Here is a 19,666-nt window from a genome sequence, read left to right on the forward strand (position 1 = left end):
GCTTATTCCTGGTCCGGGTACTGAGTATCCATCGTGTAAGTACCGCGCCCGCCACCAGAAACCGCCGGCGCGCCATTGCTGAAGGCCCCGTTCTTGTAGAGGTCGTACCACTTCGACGCCACGCCGCTGGCGCTGCCCAGCAACGACGTGGCGGCCGAGCCTGTGGGGCTGACCGCATCCGCGCCGGCGCGGTACGCGCTCGCGTTGGCGCGGTAGTTGTCGGCCTGGACCCGGTAGCCCCACGCGGCGCGCGCGGCGTTGTTGCGGATCGTGTCGATGTCCACGTCGCGCATGTACTCGGTCGACGCGGCGATGTTCACTGGCGAGCCTTCCGCCAGCGAGACGCCATTGGCGGCCGTGGCCGCGCGCTGCTTGCCGCGCAACTGCGCGGTCTGCTGGCGCAAGCGCATCTCCTGCGTCACGCCCTGCCGTTCGGCGTCCTGCGCCTGCAGTTCGGCCAGGCCGGCGTTGCGATCGGCGACGGACGCGTTGTACCGCGCCACGGTCTGCTGGCCGGCTGTGGCGTTCCCCGCGCTGGCCGCGCTGCCGGCGGCGCCAACCACGGCCGGCAACAGGGAAGCCCAGCTACCGCCGCCACCGGCGGAGGCGCCACCCAGCAGCGATGCGCCTCCCGCGCCAGCGGTGGCGCCCCCGGTAGCGAAACACATGATCAGGCGTCCATATCAAAGGGGTGGAATGGCAGGCCGTAGGGGCCCATCGGAACGGTGCGGGCGTGCACGGTGAAACCGAGTCGCTTCAGCCAGCGGATGCTTTTCGCGTTGCGCGCATCCACGTAGTTGGCCAGGCGCGGATAGCAGCCCTTCATGATGGCAAGGTACCGAATGCCGACCTTGGTAAGTGCACCCGGCCGGCGTTCCATGTCGGTGGTGCCCATCATCCACGGCTGCGCTTCGGCGCCGCCCAGCAGGGTCGAGGTAGGCACCAGGCCGCCGATCATCCCAAGCCTGCCGTCAACCAGGATCGTCCACGCGTGCGAAGACCGCTGCAGGATCTCGCGCATGGCGGCATGGAAATCGGCGTCCTCACCAAGCGTGGCCTGCAGTTCGGCCAGATCGTCGGGCCGCAGCCGGTCTATCAGGTCGCGGCCGTCCTGCTCGGTCGGCCACCGCGTTTCGATCAGCGCCATTCAGCCTCCGATTGCCACTTCCATCGACATGGCCGCCAGCGTCACCGGCAACGGCGCCGTCTGCCGAATGCAGACCGAGCCGTCCTGCCCCCACGAGGGGTACAGCACCTGCTCCAGTTCGCCTGTCTGCAGCCCCGGCGGCATACCGTATGGTTCGGTGGTGCGCACCTTGAGTTCGGCCAGCTGCTTCTCGTCGAAGCTGGGCCCCACACGCAGGCCGAGCGTGTCGACCACGCGCAACCACACCTTGTTCACGTTCTTGGCGCGGCCCTGCCCGAGGGCCTGCGTCTCGAAGGACAGCGGCACCGTCTGCAGGTCCGCGGTGATCGGCAGGCCGACGGTGATCACGCTGGCCGGGTTGTCGAGCGTGATCGCGCCGCCGCTGACGACCTGCTGCGGCAGCACCGCGCCGTCGGCGAGGATGCTCACGGTCTGCCCTTCGAGGTGCGCCAGCCCGGTCACGACACCACTGATCGGCGCGCCATCGTAGCGCGCACCGGCATCGACGAAGAACGCATGCGCCTGGTCGCTGAGCTGGCGCGTCTGGAAGCGCTCCACGTAGCGCACCGTCTGCCCGTTGATCGTGCGCCGCACCACCACGTAGATAGCGTCCTCGTCACCCTCGCCCACGGCGCACACCGACTCGAAGGCGCCGGCCAGCGTGTCGTGGTGGTGCCAGCCGCTGACTTGCTGCTCCGGCACGTAGGTCAGCGCCACCAGGTCGCCGTCGGACGACACGGCCCACATGACCTGATACGGGGCCTTGGCCAGGGCCATGTCCACGATCTGCTTGCCCTGGAACAGGTGCGGCGCCACCAGCGACAGGTCGGCCGAGACGTAGCGGTAGCCGCCCTGGGCGTCGTAGGCGTAGGAGAACTCGTTGACGCGCCCGCCGCGCGCGCGGGCGTAGAGGATGTTGTTGCCGACCACGGCCGGCTGCACGCTGTTGGCGCCGATGTAGCTCTGCGGGCGCGCCGAGACCGTGCTCGGCGTGAGCGGGCCCGAGTCGGTGGATTGGATCCGCCATTCCGCGTTGGCGGTCAGCAGCACCAGCGTCGCCAGCGGCACCAGGTGGCGGATGGCGTTGACCTCGCGCGCGGCGATGCGGAACACGATAGCGTCGTCGTCGCGCGTCGGCAGGGACTGCGTGAGGTTGCTCTCGGTCGCCGAGCGGGTCATCCACACCGTCTGCGGCCGGTTCACAGTGGCGGCGAACGCACGGCGCTGCTCGTAGTAGGAGACCGCGGCCGGGTAGTTGCCGGCGCCCACGAATGGGTTGACGCCGCTGGGCGGCGTGCGCGACGTGTCGGGCGTGATGTTGTCGTCGATGAACGTCGTGCCCACCGCCTGCCCGATGTAGCCGAATACCCCGTTCTGGCTCTTGTAGACGTTGTACCGGTCGGCGCCGCCACCGGGCGCGGCCCAGTTCAGGGTGATAATGTTGCCGACGATGTTCAGGTCGATGGCCGCCGTGGCAGTGCCCGAGGCGATGGACTCGTCGAACAGGTTGCCGTCGAGCTTGCCGGCCGTCACCGCATAGGTCTGCGCCACCGGCGTGCCGCCGCCCGGGCCACTCGCCACCGCGGCCAGGGCCGTGGGCGGCCCGACGTTGGGCTGGAACGTGATATCGGTCAGGGTCCAGTTGAGCGCGCCGAGCCGGCGCAGTTCCTTGGGCGGGTAGCCCGGGTGCACCAGCGTGAGCACGTCCGCCGACTGCACGTAGTGGATATCGAACAGGTCGGTTTCCGCGTAGGGCGTGGCGACCTCGTACGGCACGCCGGGGGACGACTCGAGCGTGGCGCCCATCGTATGGAAGCGGATCGCGCCGGGGCTGAACTCGAGCGCGAAAGTCTGCTCGGTATTGAACGAGAACGGCACCAGGCGCGTGCGCTTCGTGCTGTCCTTCACCTCACGCACGAACTCCGTGCCCGGCCGGTTCACGGCGGGGCCGTGCGGCAGCACGATGAAATTGCGGCAGATGGCAAGCCCGGTCTGGAACTTGGCGAGGTCCACGCGCCCGAACATCTCCGGGCTGATCTCGCCGCCTGCGAACGACCGGTCGAGGGTGCGGACGTTGGGCATCAGCGCCTCGCCATCCAGGGCACCACCTGCACCGGGGTGTTCTGCCGCGAATTGGCGTTCGACGTGGTGGCACGCGAAAGCGCGCCCTGGAATGCCTGATACGCGGTCTGCGCCGCCTGCGCGCCGGCGTCGCCCTTGATGATCGGGCCAGCCAGATACGACGCCAGCAGCCAGCCGAAGGCATCGACGAACAGCGGGGTGAACTTCGTGGGGTCCGTCACCTGCTTGGTGTAGCGCAGGATCGCGTTTTTCTGGTTCGTGTAGATGACGGTCGTGCCGTCGTCCGCCGACTCCACGCTGAAATCCTGCGGCACGTAAGCCGCGCCGGCGCCGACCACCCGATCTTCGGGCAGCGGGAAGAACCCGACGTCCGCTGTGGGGAAGCGCACGGCATAGTCGTTGAGCGCGTCGGGCGGCAGCACCGCCCACGGCTTGATGCAGTCGGCCGGCGCGGCGTAGGTGAAGCGCCACGAAGGCCAGTCCGAATTCAGCAGCGCGAGCGCGACGCGCGTGGTGGCGAACGACCACGTGTGCATCTCCAGCAGCAGGTCGCGGCAGATCGGATACCACTGCGCGCAGTGGCCGGCCTGCGGGCTGCCCTCCGGCGGGTCGATGCTGGAGACCGTGGCCTGGTCGCCCAGCCGGGACAGCGCCATGTTGCAGATGTCGACTTCGGAGGCCATGACTTATTCCGTGGCGGGAATCTCGTCCCCGCGCTGATACACCGTGTACTGCTGCCCGTCGCAGACGATAGCAATGGCGTCTGCGGGAAAGGGTTGCGCCGGGGCCAGAAGCAGGTCATCGCCCTTCGCGCCGATGTTCACTACCGGGATCGTCATCATGGGTTCAGCAGCTCCACGGTGTAGGCTTCGAGGGTGATCGTGTCGGCGGCGTTGGCGGGTTGTGCACTGAAAATCAGATTCTGTGCAACCGATGTATCTACCGCCATAGGGCTCATGCCATTGGCGCCAGATCCGTAAGGGAACGGAGAAACTGGACGAACCTGCGAGTTTTGTAATCCACGGTTGATGAGCGATAGCAACCAATAGTCCGAAGCAAATGTAGTCCGCCCCACGCTGACGACAGACACACCTCCTAGAGTGACTTTCAGGTTCTTTGTGTTGGCGTTGTTCGGGTAACTCCAGTAGGCGGTAATCCGCAGCGCGCCGTTCGGCCCCATCGCCCCGGCCGGGATCGGGATCGTAGCGAGGACCGTCTCGGACGTGGTGCCCGTCACCGAGACCGGCGCGCCCGACTGCCACAGGCGCTGATTGGTCAGGAACGCGCCGGGCGCCGGACGGTAGCCACCCGGCAACAGGTTGCCTGCCAGATCACGCTCCCGGCCAAACCGATCGACATAGCCAACCACGCAGCCTTGCGCATCGATCAGCGAGCTGACCACCATACCGCCATTGGTCATCTGTTTCTCCTTGTGCGAACGGGGGCGCGAGGCCCCCGTCGGTTCGTGCCTGCGGCGCGGGCGTTACGCCAGGTCTTCGGCCTTGCCGCGGCGCGTGGCTTGCTGCTTCTCGTCCTTCTCGACGGGGACGAACCACGTTGCCTTGGCGCCGTCCTCGACCTCGAAGACGTCGCCCGGTTCGCGGAGCTGGTGGCCGTCCTTGCCGGCATAGCCTTGTGCGGTTGCGCGTACCAACATGCTGGTGTCTCCTTACTGAACGGTGAAGCCCGAGGCGTAGGGCTTGTTGGCCTGCACGTCCTTGGTCAGGAACGCATCGGCGGCGCCGGCCGTGGTGGTGGCCGTACCGATGCGATAGACCACGCGCAGGTAACGCTCCAGGCCGATGGGCAGACGCGACTTGACGATTTCCGCGCCGGCCGACAGCGCCGCGAGGGCCAGCGCGCTGGACATCGGGTACTCGGTCGGGCTGGAAAACGACACGTTGTCGTCGGTCTGCAGCACCACCTGCACGGTGGCCGCGCCGCCGGAAGTGACCGTGGTGCCGATGCGGACGTAGAGGTACATCTCTTCGCCGATGCCCACATCCGCCGGCGCGCCGGTGTCGTAGACATTGGTGGAGACCACATCGCCGGCCGCCGCCGCGATCGACTGCGCCAGCGAGAACGTTTCTTGGGTATCGAGAATCATGGTGTCGACTCCGTATTTTCGGTTGGCGCTTAGACCACGCGGCCTTCGGTGGACAGCAGTTGGTCAACCGTGCGGATGGGCACGCCCTGGAACGTCAGCGTGCCGTTGCCCAGGCTGCCCGGCACGACCTGGCCGAACTGGTCGATGGCTGGGCGGATGGCGAGCGCGTTCTGCGACTTGTCCAGCGCGGCGATCGACAGCCATTCCTTGACCGTGCGGTTGGCGTAGAACACCGGCTTGCCCATGCCCATCATCGGGATGCGCGCCATCGCGCGGATCAGCAGCTTGAGCAGCGCGGTGGCCGCGGTCGGCGCCTGCGTGCCGGTCTGGCCCACGAGGTCAGAGATGTCGATATTGGCGATGCGCACCGCGTAGCGCCAGTCGCGCACCGTGATGCCGCACTTCCACTTCCACAGGTCCGCGTACGCGCGGAAGCGCGCCGGCGGGGTCTGCTGATCGAAGGCGTCGATCTCGCCCAGGTCCTGGTGCTGCAGCCCGGCTTGCGAGCCCTTGGGATAGATGCCGGTGACGGTGTTCTCGCCCCACACCACGAGCCATACGGAAGCGTTGTCCGAGCCGGTGCCGCCGCCGTCGACGATGTTGCCGCCGTTGAGCGCGGTCAGCGACGAGTAGCGCGGCGCGAGGCCGGTGAAGCGCTCCGGGGTCACGGTGGTGTCACCGTAGAACAGCGCCTGGCTCAGGGCCTGGTTCATGCCTTCGACCTCGGCCTGGGCTTCGGACAGGCGGAACGCGCTGCTGTTGCCATTGAGGTCGGCCAGGTCCCTGTCGACCTCGTTGCGCGCTTCCAGCATGCCGCAGGCGTCGTCCACCTGCGCGCGCTTGGACTTGGTGGGCTGCACGCCCTGGTACAGCTTGCGCCACGTCGGGGTGGGCAGGCCGGTGCGGACCGTGGTGCGGTGGCCAGTGGGCAGGTTGCCCTCCTTCCACGTCATGTCCAGCAGCGCTTCGTTCGATTGCGTCAGCAGCTCGATCACGTCCGCGACGGAACCGTCGGGGTTGATCGACTTGGCGAAGTCGGTCAGGGTGACTGCGCCGCCATTGCTCGGAAGGGTCGCCATGTCGAAGGCTCCTTATTTCGATGTCGTTTTCGAATACAGACGGTCTGCAGTCGAGCGTGGCGCCGCAGCACCCTTCCCGCCCACGAACCGGTCTTGACTGATCGCCTTGCCGATCTTGACGAACGTCCGGATGAACTCCGGGTGGTTGCCGAGACCGGTCTCGTTCAGCATCGTTTTCAGCGCAGGGCTCACGAACTGGTCGACGGCCGTCTTGGCCACCGCGATGTTCGCGTCGAACTCGGCACCGCCGAATTCCTTGTCGGACCGGGCTTCCTCGGCCCACGTCTCGCGGGCGCGGGCCAGTGCCTCGGTCTGCGCGCCGGTGATCTTCTGCGCGTGCTTCGCGCCGAGGTCCGCCAGCTTCTGCGCCTGCTCCTGCGTGAGGTCCAGTTCCTTGGCGATGGTCTTCAGCTCGCCCGTGAGTTCCGCGTCCATCTCCACGCCCTCGGGCGCGGCGAAGTCCTCGTACTGCTCGGGTGCCTTGGCTGCGGGGGTTTCCTCGCCCTCCTTGGGCTTGGCCTCCCCTTCCTTGGCACCGGGCTGCTGGCCGTCGCCCGGCTGGGCCTCGGTCTGCGATGCTGCTTGCTGCTCGCCGCTGGGTGCCGCGGCGCCGTCCGTGAGGACAGTCGTCGCGGCCGCGCCGTCGGCGGGGGTTGCGCCGGGATCAGTTTGCGTTTGACCGGTCGTTGCTTCGCTCATGCTTCATATGCTCCGAAAGCATTTCCAAATAGCGGTCCGGGCAGACTGCTTCGATCAGCGCCTGGAGCTTCAACCCCACGTTGCGCTCCCCCTCCATCCGCGCCATCTGCAGCGCATTGGGGTCGAAACAGGAGCGGTAGGTGCCCGCCAGATTCAGCAGGTGGAGCACGAACCGCCGGCCCGATTTGTTGCTCATGATCCGGTTGAGGTCATCCGAAAGGGCACGCTCCATCTGCTGGGCTTGCTTCGCCCGCTCCTGGGAGGCGCGCTCTTGCGCCCGCGTGTCCATAGGGTTGTAGCCGGTCATGTGTTCGGAGAATAAGGGCCGCGGGCGGAGGTATGTGCACCCTTAGCCGTAGAGGCTGGTGGCGATATCGCTGGCGCTGCGCGCGGCCGGCGCCGCGGGCTCCAGGGCCATGTCGGTGATCTGCAACCCGAGGCAGGCGTCGGCGCCCTCCTGGTTCTCGTACTGCGAGATGCGTGTCACGCGCACGCGGGCGATCAGCTGCATGGTGCTGCCCACGGCAGGCATGTCGGTGATGCCGAGCTTCTTGAGCGTTTCGTCGTCCAGGTCCAGGCACAGGCCGTACGGATAGCCCGGCGCGTCTTCTGCGGACGGCGCGATGCCGCTCTCTTCCTTCGCCTCGGCCGGGCTGAGTTTCATCGACACGAGCTGCATGGCTGCCTCTACTGGTAGGACTGCGGCAGGGTGTAGCCGCTGGTCAGGTTCATCAGGTCGCTGAGGCCGTTCGGCTGCGCGGTATCGATCGAGCCCAGATCCTTGGCCGTGGCCGCCATCTGCTGCGTGGCGGCGGCCATCGCGGCGGCCTGCTGCTGCTGAGCGCGCTGCTGGCGGATCAGGGCCACCTTTTCGTTGCCGACGATGATGCGAGGGTCGACGCCGAGCTGGTCGGCGTAGAGGTCGACGTACTGGTCGGCGTCCACCTTGTCGAGTGCTTCGGGCTTCATCTGCGCGATGGTGCCCAGGCCCATGACGAACCGATCGGTGCTGTTCACGCCCACGGCGCGCTGCGCCTGCGCCAGCATGGAGATGAACTCCACGTTCAGTTCCTGCCCCTGCATCTCCTGCGGCGGCGGCGGCAGCAGGCCCAGCGACAGCATGCGGGCGAAAGCGCGCTCCACCAGCGGGTTCAGGGCCTCGTCGTGCAGCCGCTCAAGCGTAGGGCCGAGCATGAGCAGTTTTTCCTCGTGGCGCTCAGCCACCTCGGTGGCGGTCATCTGCGTCTGGTCCTGGCCCTGCAGCATCAGGAACAGGTCCACGAAGAAGCATGCATTGATGCGCTGGCGCACGTCCTGGATGTCGGCCTGCAGGTAGGACAGGTTGAGGTTCACGTCGAACATCGTGCGGATGCTCGACTGCGTGCCGGCGCCGTCGTAGTAGGTCACGCCGCCGGGCAGCATCTGCACGTCGCGGTTCTTGAGCGCGGCCGGCACCTGCAGGGGCGGCTTGGTCTGGAAGTCGATGGCCTCAGCCTTGCGCAGCTGCTCATGCTGCAGCTGCTTGATGTCGCCCAGCGCCACCATGCCCGGCGAGTTGCCGTAGATGTCGCTGCCGAACAGCTGCCAGCGTGGGCAGATCGCGGGGAAGGTCTTGAACCCCGATTCACGCAGGTAGGACTTGTCGCTCTCGGCGCCCTCTTCCCAGTACCAGGACGCGAACGGCATGTTGGCCGCGTCACCCTTGCGCGTGTCGCGGTCCGCGCGCGGCTCGATCAGGTGGTAGATCGTCACCCACGCATCGTAGTTGCCGGCGGCGTGCAGGCTCTTCACCGCCTGGCTGCAGTTGGCCAGGCCGAATTCGCGCACCATCTGCGCCACCGTCTTCTGGAACTTGCGGGCTAGCGTGTCGACCTCGCCGCGGTAATTCGCGCTGATCCGGTACTCGCCACAGGTCAGCGGGTAGCCGTACAGCACGCTGTCGAAGTCGTCGGCCAGGAACGTGGCGGCTGTGCCGTACAGGCCCAGCTCGAGGTAGGCCGAGTGCAGGAACTGGTAAACGTTGGTGCGCTGGAACAGGTCCAGCATGCGGCGCTGCACATCGTTGAGCCACAGCTTCACCGGCTGGAAGCTGGCCAGATCCGGATCGGCGGTGCCCAGCCGGAACCACGGCCGCGCCGGGCTCGACATGCCGGACATCAGCCCGGCGCCGAGCACGTTGAGCGCGCGGGTGGCCGTCGAATCGTAGATCGACCCATACCTGCGATTACCTAGATTCCGGTCTGTTTCCTCGAAGCGGCCAGCGAACGGCAACACGAAGTCGGACAGCTGGCCGTACACGTCGCGCCACGAGGTCCACTCGGTATCGAGCGCACCGTAGCGGCGGCGCAGGTTCGGGATGGTCGGTGCGGTGGGCGAGTAGTCGGCCATTTACGCTCCGAGCAGGGTGTTGCCGCCCAGCGCGAGTGCATTGCGCGCGAGCTGGTTGGGGTCCAGCTGCACGCCGCCGGGGCCAGTGAGCAGCGTGCTGCCGGCGCTGGCAGAGGCGCCAGCAGCGTTGCCGGCAGTGGCTGCGCCTGCGTACTTGGGCGCCTGGGCGGCGCTGGTGGCGGTCTGTGTGGTCGCGCCGGTGGTGGCGTCCTTCGGCTTGTTGACCGCATCGGACTCGGCCCAGGTGCTCTTCATGAGCCCAAGCGGATCGCCCACCCGGGTGCGCGAGAGCCCCAGCGGGTCAGCGATCTGCGGCGCCGATTTGAAGATGCCGGCCGGGTCCATGATGGCGGGCGTGCACATGCGCATCAGCCTCCCAGCAGCGTGTTGGCGCCGAGCGTGTTGCGCCCGAGGCCGAGCTGGTTGGGGTCCACGCCCGTGGCACCGGTCAGCAGGGTGTTGCCCGCGCCCGTGTTCACGGCCGAGTTGTCGATGCCGGCAGCATTGTTCTGCGCCTGCGTGCTGGGCGCCTTGGCCGACTGCGTGGCGCTGGGCGCCGCCGTCGCGGCTTGCTGGCTGGCCTTGGCCGCGCTCTCCGCTGCCTTGCGCTGCTGGTTTGAGGAATAGACCGTGGCCCCTGCAGAGATGGCAGCAGCAGCCAGGCCAGCGATAGCGGTAGCGGAAGTAACCCCGGACATATCAGTCTCCTGCCAATGCAAAGGACGAACTGCGCGGCTGCAGCAAGTCGGCTTCGTCGGTGAATTCGGATTCGGCTTCCTCGACTGTGCTGGCGCGACTGGACAGCACCATCGTGAGATCCGTTGCCGTGTGGGCGAGGAATGCCTGCTTGCGCCCGGCGCAGGCCGGAATGACGTGATAGCCCTGCAACCGCACGGTCTCCGTGCCGATGAACACGCTTACGTCCCCGTTGACGACCAGAATGGTGGCCAGCTTGATCAGCGCGCCGGTGATGACGACGCCGGCCGGAATGCGGACCGTGCGCGCGTACATGCCGGCGTGGAGCACATGGTGGTACTGCAGATCCACCTGTGGCTCCGCGAGCAGCGCGCGCTCCAGGCGACGTACCTGTTCAATGTCCTCCGCGCGCATTGGCGCGATACGAGCGGGTGGCGCAATCGCGGGGATCACATCAGCTCCCGAAAGAACACGCGGCCAGTCTCGCGGTACCCGACGCCCGGCAGCACCCTTTCCAGGCGCCCACCGGCCGGCGCGCTGACAAGGAGAGCTTCCGCACCCTGTTCGCGCGCCAAGGACTCCGCCGAATGCAACAGCGCCAGCCCGGCGCCCGTACTGCGCGCCTCGCTGGTCACGAACAGGGATTCGGTGATCGCAACTTGCCGACCGAAATGCGGCAGCGTGGCCTTGAGCACGGTCACGAAGCCCACCAGCTTCTCGCCCTGAAAGGCACCCAAGACGCTGAAGACGCCTGCGGCTTCGAGCTGTCGGTAGGTCTGCATCTGGGCCATCGGGGGGCCCAGTTCAGGAACGCCAGATTCCGCACCGTACTCGGCAAGCAGCCCGCCCAGATCGGGCGACGACTCAACGTCAGAGACGCTGCAGTGGCGGACAACAGTGGCGGGAGACATGGGGTTCCTAGCGATGGATCAACGTGGCATAGGGATCGTATGGCGGCGCGCCGAAGGTATGTGCACCCGGCAGATCCTCGCGCCGCGGCGTGTCGATCAGGGCCAGGATCAGCGCACTGGCGTAGTCCGGGCTGCGCTGGATGCGCTTGATGATCTCGTCGCGGCTCTCCACGCAGATCGCCTTGCCCTGCAGACGCCACCGCGGCGCGCACAGGTCAGCTAGCAGCCGCTGGTCGGGCGGCAGCGCGATGCCATTGTTCGCGGCCGGGTCCAGCGCTTCGCGGATCTGCCACCAGTACTGGGATCGCAGGTTGGGGAACGTGAGCCGGCCGGACTTGTCGGTCGCGGTCGAGCCTTCGGCCACGTTCACACCGATCGTGGTCTGGCCCGCCTGCTGCAGGAAGTCGTAGGGGCTCGCGCCCACGCCGATCACGTCGATGTGGATCGGGGCATTGTCCCGGCGCGCCGCGATCACCAGGCCGGCCACGGTGGGGCCGTCCGGGGTCTGCGTGCCGGGATAGGCCAGCAGCTCGTCGAACCACATGCCGTGCCGCCGCGAGATGATCGTGTTGTCCTTGCCGCCGCGCGCCACATCGACGCCCATCGAGTCCATGCGCGGCTTTACCTCGCGGCGCTTCCAGCGGGCCATCGCCGCCTCCACCCACGCGGTGGGGATGACCTGCATGGCGTCGTCTTCCATGCCCGCATGGAAGTCGCCGTACAGCATCTGGGAGCGCAGCGGCTCGGGGAGTGCTTGCAGGGTTGCCATGTAGCCGGTCCCCATCAGGTAAGGGTTGTCCGCGATGCGCGAGGGGATGAAGGTGCGCGACTCGGGCGTGATCGTCTCGCCGTCGTGCTGGAACGGCGTGCCGTCCACGACCTCGATCTCCTTGCCGCCCACCATCGCGAACCAGCGCAGCTCGCCGGGCTCGGCCGGGCATGGGTGCTTGGGGTCGAGCCAGGGCGCGAAGAAATCGATGATCCAGCGCCCTTCCGCGCTTGTGGGCGGGTTGAACGTGAGCAGGGCCTGGCACTGCTGGTTGGGGTCCACGGACCGCAGCCAGCCCAGCAGGAACCGCACCTGGCCCTCGAGGAAGTTGGCCGCCTCATCGAACACGAGCAGGTCATGTGGCCGGCCCTGATAGCCGCGCTCGTCTCCCGGGTTGGGCAGGCTGGCGAACTCGATCTGCAGGGGGCGGCCATCGGGGCGCTGGGTGCGCCAGATCTTCTTCTGGCCGTTGTAGCCGAGCTTGTTGCCGATCAGCTCTTCGAGCCGATCCTCGATGCCCGTGAGCTCGGTGCCCACGCGGCGCAGCATCATGGCCTTGCGGTGGCGCGTGAGCGCCTTGCCGCAGGCCAGATCCGTCTTGCCGCCGCCGGCCGCGCCGCCGTAGCCGATGATCTTGGCTTGCGACTGGTAGGCCATCGTCTGCGGGCCTGGCAGCGGGATCCACGGCTGGCGCCGCTTGAGCTCGCGCGCCAGCTGCAGGGCGCGCTCCAGGCGCGCCCGCTCGCTACGCGAGGTCGCTCCCATCGCTCGTCACACCAGCTTTCGCGCTTTCACCCGTTCGAGCACGGTGGCGCGATTCTTGGCGTAGTAGCTCGCGTTGGCTTTACTCACGCACATCTTGCAGGTCGTCGTGCGCGCGGTACCCCCGCGTTTGCGAGGGTAAAAGTCAGCGGAGGGGCGGTTCTTGCCGCATCGTTGGCAGACCATTACGCGAGGTCGCTCCCATCGTCGGCATGGGCGGCGCCCGGCAGCACGCCGGCGACACCCAACGCGGCAATCTCGGCGCGGATCTCGTCGTCGCTCATCTCGTTGAGCGCGAGGTGGCCACTGAGCTCGACCTTGCTGTTTTCGCGGTACTTCTCGGGGTCGTGGGCCTTGAGCAGGAAAATGGCCAGCGTGTCGCTGTACTCGCGCACCGCGGCCACCTTGTGGTTGCCGTGCTCGTCGAGCACGGGTTCCATCTTCGGCAGGCCGTGGTCGTCGAGAGCCGGATTGCCGTCCGCGTCCTTGACCTCGCGGAACAGGTAGGTGAAGCGGCCCTGGTGGGCCAGGGGTTTATCGACACCCTCGAAGGCGCGACGATGCGCTTCGTCCTCGAGGGCGGTGACACCGACCTTCATTGCGCTGTCCCAGGCGGCCGCGAAGTCGGGCATCTCGGATCGCCACTGGTACGCGGTCTGCCGCGAAATGTCGACAGCCCTGCACGCCTTGCCGACTTGGCAAGTCTCGGCAAGGGCGGCGCAAAAGGCGGTCAGCTTTTCCGGGGTAAGTTTCATACCACGCAGTATCCGACACCCTTCGCGGGGTATGTGCACCCCTACCCGCTCTCGACGACACGCCACCCCATTGCGGGCTGCCCGCGGCGCAGACCCTTGACGATGTAGCGCACGCAGGACGGCGAGCACTCGAAGATCGCGGCCAGGCGTTTGTACCCGATCCCCTCAGCGCGAAGTTGCAGCATGCGCTCGACGTCGGCGTCGGTCAGCTTGGCCCGTGGATGGTCCTCGCCGATACGCATGCCCTGATCGTTGACCGCTACCGTGCGCTTGGTCATGGTGAACTCCTTTCCTGCAAGAAATTGCGGATTGGGCTGGTTGCGGGTGTTGCGGGTGTTGCGGGTGTTGCGGGTATCTTTTTGGTCGTACATACGTAACTGTCACACTGACAGTTTCCACACATCAGCTAAAACAACACCCGCAACACCCGCGACACCCGCAAATCAAACTAGCCGAGGATCGTTTTAACCCTCCACTTGAGCACCTTTTCGTGCGAATCTTGCGAATTCGCAAAAAACTGTCCGTTTACCACCTCGTCGCGGTGCTTGTTCAAATACGCAGTAAAACGCCGAGCGCTGAAATTGCGGTCTCCGTCCGATAGCTCCTCCACCGCTCCCCGCAATTTTTCGCGTGCTGGCGATTCCTCAAGGCTGTCCGTCTCCCCGCGCAGCGCCTCCGCCGCCGTCACCGCCCGGTCCCCGAACACCCCAAGCCATGCTTCCATCACGCGCCCCAGCAGCACTTTCTCGGGGTTCTCGTCCGCCGCGCGCAGGGTGGACGCCGCCGGGTCCTTGAGCCCCACCGCGCCGCCGACGCCCATGTCGGCGCACCACACCACGCACTGGCGCACCAGCTGGTCCCACACCTCGAACGAAGCCAGCTCCCCTTCGCCCATCGGCACGCCCAGGGTCTGGTAGCCCCGTAGGACCGTGAGCGCGGCCCGCACCAGCACCTGGCGGCTGTCGCGCACCTTTACCAGGGGGTCGAACGGGAACGAGCGCAGGAACGGCGTCTCGCTGGCCGCGTCGATGCGGCAGCGCAGGATGCGCCGGCACGCGTCGCCGCGCACGGTCAGGTTGTTGCCGCTGGCGATGAACATGGCGCGGTTGGGGACCGTCTTGTTGCTGCTGGCCCCCAGCACGCGGTCGCTGAACTCGGCCGCGGTCAGGAAGGCGTTGAGCACGGCGCCCTCGAGCGGGCGCACCAGGTTGTCCCAGATCACGCAGCCCGCGCCGCCCAGCAGCAGCGAAAACAGCGCCTTGGAGGCCTCGGGCTCGTCGCGCGGCGGCGCGTACACGGCGGCGCTGTTGCCGCCGAGCACGGCCACGCACTGGGCCAGCTTGGTCTTGCCGGTGCCCGCCGCCGGCGCGTCGAAGGCAAAGCCCGGCGCGGTCGGGATCGCGCGGCGCAGCACCGCCGTCAAGAGCGCGGCCAGCATGACGCCGCGCGACTCGTCGTCGGCGAACGGGAACATGGCGAACGGGGCCCACAGCTCGGCGAAGGCCTCCTGCACCTGGCCGAAGGTCGGCGCCACCGGCACGCGCAGCGGGTCGCGTTCCTCGGACAGGAACAGCAGGCCCGTGGCCTCGTCGTAGCCCGGCATGTCCAGCGCCGTGCCGTCCGGGCGCAGCGTGGGCGCCGTGATGACCGCGGTCAGCTTGGGCAGGCCGCGCTCGCCGGTGCGGTCGCAGATGAACTTGGCCAGTTTCTCGGGCGCGTCGGCCGGCACCCAGTCCTTGGCGCGGCCGTCGAAGCGCTCGAAGCGGATGACGCGGCCCAGGTAGTCCAGCATCCAGGTGGGGGTGGCGATGTGCACCCGGCCCTCGGCCACCCGCGCGATGGCGCCGTCGCCGAAGTCGAAGACCTCGCCCTGCGCGCGCAGGATGTCGAGCGAGTCGTCGGCGAGCCGCGACATCTCGCCCGCCTGCAGCTTGAGCAACCGCGGCTGGCGCACCAGGTCATAGCGGATGCCGCCATGCGCCCAGCTCCACAGGTACGGTCGCCCGCCGCTGCGCAGGTTGAGCCAGGCCACGCGCCGGTCGTTGCGGTAGCCCGGCTCGCAGGGGTCCGCGAAGCGCTTGTTGTGCCAGCGGGCCGGGTTGTCCAGCACCTCGCCCACGGTCACGGGCCGGCCTTCCTCGGGCATGAGCACGAACTCGGCGTAGAGCGTCTCGTCCTCCAGGGCCGCGCGCACGATCTCCCGCGCGCGGTCGATATCGATGTCCTGGGTGACGGCCAGCCCCTGGGCCTCGTCCTCGATGTAGGCCGCGCGCACGCGGTCCGCTTCGGGCTTGACGCGCGCGCGCGCCGCGGCCTGCATCTCGCTCAGCTGGATGCGCTGCTGCGCGTCGAGGTCGGGGATAAGCCGGGAATCGAATGCCTCGGCGCCGCCGTTCCAGATCTTCGGGTCCGGCCGGCGCTGCACCAGGGGCGGGTGGCACATGGCGCCGGCGGCGAAGTCGATGCGCTCGGGCTGGTAGACCGAGCCGTCTATGATCGAGCGGTCGAGCAGCCGGCCGTTCTTCGATACCAGGTAGTGGCCGTAGCCGGCCAGCCACGTGTAGGCGTAGAGCGCGGCGCCCGCGCGCTCGATGTCGGTGCCCTGCAGGAACGGGATGTACATGCGCTGGCCGCGCAGCCCCGTCACCGGCGCGCCGCCGTCGTTGCGCTCGATGAACGACGAGCTGCTGGCGCACCACAGCATCGGCGCGCCGGCCAGCGCCGGGCACGCCTTGATGAGCGCGTCGCGCAGCGCGTCGGCGCTGTTGAGCGGGTCGGAAGCGTGGTCCGCGTCGTGGTCGCACATGAACATGGCCGGGCCCGCGGCGAACGAGAAGTAGTCCCGGCTGCGCGCGATGGCGCCGGGGTGCTCATGCATCACGTCTTTGGTCACGACCGTGGCGCGCGGCTTGACGGTCAGGCCATAGGCCAGCGCCTGGTTGTGCTTGAGGGACTGCAGCAGCGCGGCGAAGCCGTGGAGGTCGGCCACCTCGATGCGCTCGACCTCGCCGTGCGCGAGGAAAGCCTTGGTGTGCTTGACCACACGGCCGTCGGCGTCGAGCGAGAAGACTTTGGTGAGCTGCGCGCGGTCGTTGGTCAGACGGGTAAGGGAGATGGTCATAGCGTCCTTAGGAAGCGAAATAGCACGCCCACTCCTCGTCCGTGCGTTCGAAATGACCGGCGCTGCTAAATCGCTCGACTCGGTCGGCAATAATCGCGGCGCGCTGTGCAGCCGTCGGCGGCACATAAATGCCGTACCGATCAAGCTGGTTGCAGTTGCGGCCCGCGTTAGTACTGTCCGCACTGGACAAGGGGAGTTTCGAAAATACGTCTGGATTGAGCATTCGCAGACCGTGCAGCTTGCATAGAGGGCGCCCCTGGTCATCGCAGATCGCGTTAATGGCTTCGCGCATGCGCACCCACCAGGCGCGGGTGCCGGGCGTGGCCCACTCGCCGGAGCTACCCAGCGCCACAACGCGCCACCCTTGAGCCAGGCGAGCCAGCCGGTCGGTGGACTCATGCAGGTGCCAGACCGGTACGCCATGCGGCACAAGATCCGCCGGCCACGCATCGAGTAGCGCGTCGTTCTCACCCTCGGTACCGCCAATCACGTCGGGGATCAGTGCCCAATCAAAGCCCGGATGTCGGTACCACTGGCGGACCCAGGCCGTGTAGCCCTCGACGTCCAACGTGCCACCCTTGCGCCAGATGGAAAACGCGCCATTGTCGAGAACAAATGACTGGCACACCTCAGCCACCACCCCCATGTCGTCCTGTCGCGGGTACGGCACGAGCGCGTGCCGCCCCATCAGGAACCGTGCAACGTCCTGCCGCGTGCCACCGATCGGTGTGCCGTGGTAGTGCATCAAAGCGCACCCCGGTGCGTCTCAATATCCACGCCGTGGTGGTGGTGCGCGCAGAATTTGATGTCCACCGAAACGCTGGTACAAGTCATCCGCGATGGCCTCGTGGTAGCTTTCGATGCATCGCGCACGCGGACACGATGTGCTCGGCGTAGATCAATTTCGAAGATTGGATCTCGAGCTGGTACACGATGGTCTGCCCATTGCTGGGGCAGGCACAGACAAACTGGTGCCGGTAGATATTGAAGGTATCGCCCACGCTCAGCCCTCCTGCTCGGGCGCGACCGGGGCGGCGTGCTCGGGCGGGTACAAATCGGGACGCAGGTCATGTCGCGACACCCCCGTTGCCCTCTCGATCGGCAGGACGTATTCGCCTGGCACTTTCCCTTTGGAGCGATTCAGCCAGTTCCATACGTGCATCTGGCGCACTCCGATGCGCCGGGCCAGTTCAGACTGGGACCCGGCTACTTCAACTGCTCGCTGGAGGGACGTGTTCATCTGCTGCTCCTTGTGGTCTAGACACAAAGAATAAAACAAATGTTTTTACACGTCAAAAACACTTGTTTTTTGACCCCCTACAACAAGTGTTTTAATCTGTACCTCATGGCACTCGGAAAAAACGTAAAACGACTCCGCGAAGCGAAAGGGCTCACCCAGGAACAGCTTTCCACCTTGACAGGCGGCAACGTTTCTCAGGGAGCTATCGCTGCACTCGAAAAGCGAGATAGCTTGTCCTCTCGCTTTGCCTCAGCACTCGCGGTCGCGCTAGAGGTACCGTTGGCGGATCTGGTAGGCGCGCCTAGCGTCATCGCGCTACACCCAGATGATGGGGCACCAGAGGGCGGCATCCTGGTGCCGGAGTATCGAGTCAGCTTTAGCGCGGGGGATGGGCAACAGATTGCTTATGACATCATCGAAGAAAGCGAACCTGCCTCGTATCGACTCTCATGGTTTCAAAAAGCTGGAATCAAGCCCAAGCACGCCCGGCGTTTCAAGATCACGGGCGACAGCATGGAACCGTTGTTGTACGCTGGAGATACCGTCTTGGTGGATACCGGAGAAGATGACCCGACGCGCATTGTCGACGGAAAGGTGTACGCCATCCGTTACGGGAATGATCTCCGCGTGAAGCGACTTTTCCGACAACTTGACGGCACTCTGATTTTGCGCAGCGAGAACCCGGCGTACCGTGACGAAGAAGTAGCCCCAGAACTCGCTGAAGAGCACATCACTCTTCTTGGCCGAGTCCGGGATAAAAGTGGCGCAGGCGGCCTATGATGACCTTTTCACTAGTGGAACTGGCAGCAGGACTCGTACCAGGGTTCTTAATCGGGCTGGCCACCATTCCTTGGATGCGCTCACTGAGCGGTGAGAAATCCGTGGCCATGCACATAGCGAGCTGGACTTGCTTCTGGCCCTACCTAATGCTCTTTGTCATCTGGCGCGGGGGCACATCCTACCGGCTTGCGTGGCAGCGATACCTAGATCAGCGCGCTGCCAAGCGCCACATCGCTAAACGCGAAACAGAGTAACCCTCTCTGACCCCGAAGAACCCCGCCCCTGGCGGGGTTTTTTATTGTTCTCAACAAGAACATTGCATCCTGCCTCGACCTCGGTTACAACTTTTGTTGTTGCATGTTGGAAAACATTTGTTTTATAGTGTCTCTACACAACGAACCGCACGGGGCAGGACGATGAGCACCACCAACCTTCAGGCCGAGGATTCCGCTACTGCGCGAATCCCGCGCGCACCGACTACCGCTGGCTGCCTGCCGCGGTGCTGCGCCAGTGCTACCCCGGCTGGACCGACGTCACCGATCTGGACGACGCGCAGTTCGAAGCCTTCGTGCTGACCCACCCCGATACCCCGCAGTAACCCTCCCACATCCCGCCAAGGAGAACCACCCATGTCCGCAGTTCCCAGCATCAAGGAAGTTGCCGTGCGCGTCCGTCGTGTCTTCAGCGACGGTTCGGAAGCCACCTTCGACACCCAGGCCCCGAACCTGCAGGACGCGCTCACCGCCGCGCAGTACCTGGCCGGTCACAGCACGCCCGCCGCCGCATCATCGGAGCCCGCGGGAAACGCGCAGGCCTCCGACTCGGGTACGACCCCGAAGTCGTCGCCAGCGTCTGCGTCGATCACGTCGAAATCTTCCGACGAGTCGAAGTCCGACGCCGCGCCGGCGCTGGACTACGAGAAGGACATCAAGCCGCGCGTGCTGTTGCTGTCGAAGGACAAGGGCCGTGAAGCGACCATCGCCACGCTCTCCCGCTTCGGCGTGACCAAGGCCACCGAGCTCAGCAAGGAGCAGTGGCCGGAGTTCCTGGTCTTCGTCAACAAGGTCATCGACGGCGAAGTGAATCCCGAGGACGCGCTGGCCTGACCACGAAACCCACCTAGGAGGACA

25 protein-coding genes are annotated in these 19,666 nt (G+C 66.4%); 2 read left to right on the plus strand and 23 right to left on the minus strand.

From position 1 onward, the window contains the following. Positions 1-2: 2 nt before the first annotated feature. The 23 genes from ACKI2N_RS12335 to ACKI2N_RS12445 form a co-directional block, all read right to left on the minus strand. Positions 3-668 (minus strand): virion core protein, T7 gp14 family, encoded by a 666-nt coding sequence (locus ACKI2N_RS12335; RefSeq protein WP_420997594.1) that lies wholly within the window; start codon positions 666-668, stop codon positions 3-5. A gap of 2 nt (positions 669-670) precedes the next feature. After that, the gene (locus ACKI2N_RS12340) at positions 671-1,147 is read right to left on the minus strand and encodes a hypothetical protein (RefSeq protein ID WP_420997595.1); all 477 of its coding nucleotides are present in this window, start codon (positions 1,145-1,147) and stop codon (positions 671-673) included. Beyond that, entirely contained in the window at positions 1,148-3,229 is a 2,082-nt protein-coding gene (locus ACKI2N_RS12345) for a hypothetical protein (protein ID WP_420997596.1), read from the minus strand. Beyond that, complete coding sequence (locus ACKI2N_RS12350; protein WP_420997597.1) at positions 3,229-3,912, minus strand: hypothetical protein; 684 nt, start codon at positions 3,910-3,912, stop codon at positions 3,229-3,231. The genes ACKI2N_RS12345 and ACKI2N_RS12350 overlap by 1 nt, the downstream gene beginning before the upstream one ends. 3 nt (positions 3,913-3,915) lie before the next feature. Then, entirely contained in the window at positions 3,916-4,071 is a 156-nt protein-coding gene (locus tag ACKI2N_RS12355; RefSeq protein WP_420997598.1) for a hypothetical protein, read from the minus strand. Continuing rightward, complete coding sequence (locus ACKI2N_RS12360; protein WP_420997599.1) at positions 4,068-4,649, minus strand: hypothetical protein; 582 nt, start codon at positions 4,647-4,649, stop codon at positions 4,068-4,070. The genes ACKI2N_RS12355 and ACKI2N_RS12360 overlap by 4 nt, the downstream gene beginning before the upstream one ends. A 63-nt stretch (positions 4,650-4,712) precedes the next feature. Further along, the gene (locus tag ACKI2N_RS12365) at positions 4,713-4,886 is read right to left on the minus strand and encodes a hypothetical protein (RefSeq protein WP_156173927.1); all 174 of its coding nucleotides are present in this window, start codon (positions 4,884-4,886) and stop codon (positions 4,713-4,715) included. 12 nt (positions 4,887-4,898) lie between these two features. Next, complete coding sequence (locus ACKI2N_RS12370; protein ID WP_059413443.1) at positions 4,899-5,336, minus strand: Bbp16 family capsid cement protein; 438 nt, start codon at positions 5,334-5,336, stop codon at positions 4,899-4,901. A gap of 29 nt (positions 5,337-5,365) precedes the next feature. Beyond that, positions 5,366-6,415, minus strand: coding sequence for a major capsid protein (locus ACKI2N_RS12375; RefSeq protein WP_420997600.1), 1,050 nt, complete (start codon positions 6,413-6,415; stop codon positions 5,366-5,368). 12 nt (positions 6,416-6,427) lie between these two features. Then, positions 6,428-7,114 carry a protease gene (locus ACKI2N_RS12380; RefSeq protein ID WP_420997601.1) on the minus strand — a complete coding sequence of 229 codons (687 nt, stop codon included), beginning with the start codon at positions 7,112-7,114 and terminating at the stop codon, positions 6,428-6,430. After that, positions 7,080-7,421, minus strand: a complete 342-nt coding sequence (locus ACKI2N_RS12385; protein ID WP_420997602.1) for an endopeptidase — start codon at positions 7,419-7,421, stop codon at positions 7,080-7,082. Before ACKI2N_RS12385 ends, ACKI2N_RS12380 begins: the two co-directional genes overlap by 35 nt. 42 nt (positions 7,422-7,463) lie before the next feature. Next, the gene (gp10, locus tag ACKI2N_RS12390) at positions 7,464-7,793 is read right to left on the minus strand and encodes a capsid staple protein (protein WP_420997603.1); all 330 of its coding nucleotides are present in this window, start codon (positions 7,791-7,793) and stop codon (positions 7,464-7,466) included. An 8-nt stretch (positions 7,794-7,801) separates the two neighbouring features. After that, the gene (locus ACKI2N_RS12395) at positions 7,802-9,502 is read right to left on the minus strand and encodes a portal protein (RefSeq protein ID WP_420997604.1); all 1,701 of its coding nucleotides are present in this window, start codon (positions 9,500-9,502) and stop codon (positions 7,802-7,804) included. Then, a complete protein-coding gene (locus tag ACKI2N_RS12400) occupies positions 9,503-9,865 on the minus strand; it encodes a hypothetical protein (protein WP_156173926.1) in 363 nt (120 codons plus the stop codon). Between the two features lie 5 nt (positions 9,866-9,870). Then, positions 9,871-10,200, minus strand: a complete 330-nt coding sequence (locus ACKI2N_RS12405; RefSeq protein WP_420997605.1) for a hypothetical protein — start codon at positions 10,198-10,200, stop codon at positions 9,871-9,873. A 1-nt stretch (position 10,201) separates the two neighbouring features. Beyond that, the gene (locus ACKI2N_RS12410) at positions 10,202-10,651 is read right to left on the minus strand and encodes a hypothetical protein (RefSeq protein WP_420997606.1); all 450 of its coding nucleotides are present in this window, start codon (positions 10,649-10,651) and stop codon (positions 10,202-10,204) included. Beyond that, positions 10,648-11,109 carry a GNAT family N-acetyltransferase gene (locus ACKI2N_RS12415; RefSeq protein WP_420997607.1) on the minus strand — a complete coding sequence of 154 codons (462 nt, stop codon included), beginning with the start codon at positions 11,107-11,109 and terminating at the stop codon, positions 10,648-10,650. Before ACKI2N_RS12415 ends, ACKI2N_RS12410 begins: the two co-directional genes overlap by 4 nt. A 7-nt stretch (positions 11,110-11,116) precedes the next feature. After that, the gene (locus tag ACKI2N_RS12420; protein ID WP_420997608.1) at positions 11,117-12,643 is read right to left on the minus strand and encodes a terminase; all 1,527 of its coding nucleotides are present in this window, start codon (positions 12,641-12,643) and stop codon (positions 11,117-11,119) included. Positions 12,644-12,825: 182 nt separating this feature from the next. After that, entirely contained in the window at positions 12,826-13,395 is a 570-nt protein-coding gene (locus ACKI2N_RS12425; RefSeq protein ID WP_420997609.1) for a terminase, read from the minus strand. 41 nt (positions 13,396-13,436) lie between these two features. Continuing rightward, positions 13,437-13,766 (minus strand): hypothetical protein, encoded by a 330-nt coding sequence (locus tag ACKI2N_RS12430; protein WP_420997610.1) that lies wholly within the window; start codon positions 13,764-13,766, stop codon positions 13,437-13,439. Between the two features lie 77 nt (positions 13,767-13,843). After that, the gene (locus ACKI2N_RS12435) at positions 13,844-16,516 is read right to left on the minus strand and encodes a hypothetical protein (RefSeq protein ID WP_420997611.1); all 2,673 of its coding nucleotides are present in this window, start codon (positions 16,514-16,516) and stop codon (positions 13,844-13,846) included. A gap of 7 nt (positions 16,517-16,523) precedes the next feature. Further along, positions 16,524-17,261: a hypothetical protein gene (locus ACKI2N_RS12440; protein WP_420997612.1), complete on the minus strand. Its 738-nt coding sequence runs from the start codon at positions 17,259-17,261 to the stop codon at positions 16,524-16,526. Positions 17,262-17,519: 258 nt separating this feature from the next. Next, complete coding sequence (locus tag ACKI2N_RS12445) at positions 17,520-17,756, minus strand: transcriptional regulator (RefSeq protein WP_420997613.1); 237 nt, start codon at positions 17,754-17,756, stop codon at positions 17,520-17,522. Positions 17,757-17,795: 39 nt separating this feature from the next. On the opposite strand from ACKI2N_RS12445, the gene ACKI2N_RS12450 reads away from it, so the two are divergent. Together ACKI2N_RS12450 and ACKI2N_RS12455 are read left to right on the plus strand one after the other, a co-directional pair. Next, the gene (locus ACKI2N_RS12450; protein WP_420997614.1) at positions 17,796-18,536 is read left to right on the plus strand and encodes an XRE family transcriptional regulator; all 741 of its coding nucleotides are present in this window, start codon (positions 17,796-17,798) and stop codon (positions 18,534-18,536) included. A 629-nt stretch (positions 18,537-19,165) separates the two neighbouring features. After that, positions 19,166-19,642 (plus strand): hypothetical protein, encoded by a 477-nt coding sequence (locus ACKI2N_RS12455; protein WP_420997615.1) that lies wholly within the window; start codon positions 19,166-19,168, stop codon positions 19,640-19,642. Positions 19,643-19,666: the final 24 nt, after the last annotated feature.

The organism is Cupriavidus sp. 30B13 (assembly GCF_049059565.2).
Classification (GTDB): domain Bacteria; phylum Pseudomonadota; class Gammaproteobacteria; order Burkholderiales; family Burkholderiaceae; genus Cupriavidus.

Bases quoted from the DNA above. Each gene is read 5' to 3' on its own strand.
- ACKI2N_RS12335 (WP_420997594.1), bottom strand. From the start codon at position 668: ATGTGTTTCGCTACCGGGGGCGCCACCGCTGGCGCGGGAGGCGCATCG.
- ACKI2N_RS12340 (WP_420997595.1), bottom strand. From the start codon at position 1,147: ATGGCGCTGATCGAAACGCGGTGGCCGACCGAGCAGGACGGCCGCGAC.
- ACKI2N_RS12345 (WP_420997596.1), bottom strand. From the start codon at position 3,229: ATGCCCAACGTCCGCACCCTCGACCGGTCGTTCGCAGGCGGCGAGATC.
- ACKI2N_RS12350 (WP_420997597.1), bottom strand. From the start codon at position 3,912: ATGGCCTCCGAAGTCGACATCTGCAACATGGCGCTGTCCCGGCTGGGC.
- ACKI2N_RS12355 (WP_420997598.1), bottom strand. From the start codon at position 4,071: ATGATGACGATCCCGGTAGTGAACATCGGCGCGAAGGGCGATGACCTG.
- ACKI2N_RS12360 (WP_420997599.1), bottom strand. From the start codon at position 4,649: ATGACCAATGGCGGTATGGTGGTCAGCTCGCTGATCGATGCGCAAGGC.
- ACKI2N_RS12365 (WP_156173927.1), bottom strand. From the start codon at position 4,886: ATGTTGGTACGCGCAACCGCACAAGGCTATGCCGGCAAGGACGGCCAC.
- ACKI2N_RS12370 (WP_059413443.1), bottom strand. From the start codon at position 5,336: ATGATTCTCGATACCCAAGAAACGTTCTCGCTGGCGCAGTCGATCGCG.
- ACKI2N_RS12375 (WP_420997600.1), bottom strand. From the start codon at position 6,415: ATGGCGACCCTTCCGAGCAATGGCGGCGCAGTCACCCTGACCGACTTC.
- ACKI2N_RS12380 (WP_420997601.1), bottom strand. From the start codon at position 7,114: ATGAGCGAAGCAACGACCGGTCAAACGCAAACTGATCCCGGCGCAACC.
- ACKI2N_RS12385 (WP_420997602.1), bottom strand. From the start codon at position 7,421: ATGACCGGCTACAACCCTATGGACACGCGGGCGCAAGAGCGCGCCTCC.
- gp10 (WP_420997603.1), bottom strand. From the start codon at position 7,793: ATGCAGCTCGTGTCGATGAAACTCAGCCCGGCCGAGGCGAAGGAAGAG.
- ACKI2N_RS12395 (WP_420997604.1), bottom strand. From the start codon at position 9,502: ATGGCCGACTACTCGCCCACCGCACCGACCATCCCGAACCTGCGCCGC.
- ACKI2N_RS12400 (WP_156173926.1), bottom strand. From the start codon at position 9,865: ATGTGCACGCCCGCCATCATGGACCCGGCCGGCATCTTCAAATCGGCG.
- ACKI2N_RS12405 (WP_420997605.1), bottom strand. From the start codon at position 10,200: ATGTCCGGGGTTACTTCCGCTACCGCTATCGCTGGCCTGGCTGCTGCT.
- ACKI2N_RS12415 (WP_420997607.1), bottom strand. From the start codon at position 11,109: ATGTCTCCCGCCACTGTTGTCCGCCACTGCAGCGTCTCTGACGTTGAG.
- ACKI2N_RS12420 (WP_420997608.1), bottom strand. From the start codon at position 12,643: ATGGGAGCGACCTCGCGTAGCGAGCGGGCGCGCCTGGAGCGCGCCCTG.
- ACKI2N_RS12425 (WP_420997609.1), bottom strand. From the start codon at position 13,395: ATGAAACTTACCCCGGAAAAGCTGACCGCCTTTTGCGCCGCCCTTGCC.
- ACKI2N_RS12430 (WP_420997610.1), bottom strand. From the start codon at position 13,766: ATGTACGACCAAAAAGATACCCGCAACACCCGCAACACCCGCAACACC.
- ACKI2N_RS12435 (WP_420997611.1), bottom strand. From the start codon at position 16,516: ATGACCATCTCCCTTACCCGTCTGACCAACGACCGCGCGCAGCTCACC.
- ACKI2N_RS12440 (WP_420997612.1), bottom strand. From the start codon at position 17,261: ATGCACTACCACGGCACACCGATCGGTGGCACGCGGCAGGACGTTGCA.
- ACKI2N_RS12445 (WP_420997613.1), bottom strand. From the start codon at position 17,756: ATGAACACGTCCCTCCAGCGAGCAGTTGAAGTAGCCGGGTCCCAGTCT.
- ACKI2N_RS12450 (WP_420997614.1), top strand. From the start codon at position 17,796: ATGTTTTTACACGTCAAAAACACTTGTTTTTTGACCCCCTACAACAAG.
- ACKI2N_RS12455 (WP_420997615.1), top strand. From the start codon at position 19,166: ATGTCCGCAGTTCCCAGCATCAAGGAAGTTGCCGTGCGCGTCCGTCGT.